This window comes from Mycobacterium sp. TH-M15 (assembly GCF_057473705.1).
Genome location: NZ_JBYCLB010000617.1, coordinates 1 through 1,800, shown reverse-complemented (window position 1 = coordinate 1,800; position 1,800 = coordinate 1). Strand labels below are relative to the sequence as shown.

At 69.2% G+C, this 1,800-nt stretch carries 2 protein-coding genes; both read right to left on the bottom strand.

Going from position 1 to position 1,800, the window contains the following annotated elements; translation table 11 throughout:
• A partial coding sequence (locus AC2VNT_RS15100; protein ID WP_486947630.1) for a COX15/CtaA family protein occupies positions 1-683 on the bottom strand: 683 nt, incomplete at its 3' end.
• Positions 684-816: 133 nt separating this feature from the next.
• The coding region (locus tag AC2VNT_RS15095) for a PPE family protein, SVP subgroup (RefSeq protein WP_486947629.1) at positions 817-1,800 on the bottom strand (984 nt) is incomplete at its 5' end.

Here is a 1,800-nt window from a genome sequence, read left to right as displayed (position 1 = left end):
ACCAGCAGCCCGAGGAAACCGATCAGCAGCGACTCATGCAGGTGTACCAACACCACGACCTCGGCTTTGAGTCGCGGCACCGTCCGGTCGGCACTTTTGTCGCCGGCGTGCGGTCCGGCGGCGGTGACCAGGGTTCCGGTGACCAGCACCGCCGACAACGTCACCGCAGTGAGCAGTGTCAGCCAGCGCAGCGGTGCGGGCACCTGGCGGCGCCTCACCCCGTCCCCGGCAATATCGGGTTCGCCGATCTTGACGTAGAGCAGCACCGCCAGCCACACCATCAGCATCGACAGCAACAGGTGGACGGCGACCGTCCACCAAGCCAGCCCGGTGCGCACGGTGATGCCGCCGATCACGGCCTGCACCACCGTGCCCGCGGGCATCAGCCAGGCATAGACCAGCACCTCGGACCGCCGCCGGGCCCGGGTGACGGCCAACACCGCCAGCACCGCGGCGATCACCACTGCGACGGTGACCATCCGGTTGCCGAACTCGATGGCCTGATGCACCCGGGGCACCTCGGCGACCGCGACCGGAACATAGCTGCCGGGGAAGCACTGCGGCCACGTCGGGCAGCCCAGCCCGGATGCGGTGACGCGGACGATCGCGCCGGTGACCGCGATGAACCCCTGGGTCACCACGACAGCGGCGCCGAACGCCCGCTGGGTGCGCAGGCTCGGCATGGGCAGCACGTCCACCAGCCGAAGCAGCAACAGCCCGACGCGCACCACCTGATCCTAGGCCGGCTGCTGGGGAGTGGCACGTAGTGCCGTCACGGGCCAGTGAGGCGGATACCTAATCTGTCGATCCACTCGCTTATCCCCCTGCTGGCGTACGGCGGAGGGCTTTGGTGGGGAATCCGTAGACCCGGGCCTCTTCGTCCTCATCTTCGGTTTTATCGACCATGCGCGATGCGCTGGACGCCGCCGCGCTCGGTATGCCTGCGGTGATGACCGGGCTGGCGGTGGGGGCCGCAGCCGGCAGCGCCGTTGCCGGCGTGGTGATGGCTTCCGCAGGGGCGGCCACCGCGGTCCAGTTGTGCGGCACCGACAGCGATCGGACCAGGCTGGCTTTGCCGACGCTCGCGGTGATGCCGCCCTCGGCGGCGGAGGTCGATCCGGCCAGGGTGCCCAGCCCGCCTAGGCCGGGCGAGGCCGAGGCAACACTGCCCAGCGGGGACGCTGCGGAGCTCAGACCGGAGACCGCCGCAGTCGGTGCCAGCGTTCGGCCGAGGATGGTCATCAGGGCGGTCATTTCCCCCACGTTTTGGCTGATGAACGCCGGGCTGTAGGGCGCGCCGGCGATCGCGGAATTGACCAGCGTGGAGTTCATGAAATTGGAGAACGGGGTCGCGTCGGAAGATCCCGATAGCAGATTCAAAAGCCCGCCCCGTCCCGGGGTGGACGGTCCCGATCCGGGATTCATGATGTTGAGCCCCAGCGCTTGCAGGACGTTGGAGAGCTGTTGCGCCAAAGTGGTGGGGGCGCTGGCGGCCGCCGTCGCGGTCGCATGGGCGGTCGCAGCGGCCTGGCCGGCTGGTCCGCCCGCGGTAGTGGTGGCCGGAGGCTCGCTGAGCGGATTGAGAGCGGCCGCAGCAGCGGAGTCGCCGGCATAGCGGTACATCGCGGTGGCGTCCTGAGCCCACATCTCGGCATAGGCAGCTTCGGTGGCCGCGATCGCGGCCGTGTTCTGCCCCAGCACGTTCGTGGCAACCAGGGCTGCCAGCCGGGCACGATTCTCGGCGATCACCGGCGGCGGCACAGAGGCCGCAAACGCAGTCTCATATGCACCGACAGCAGT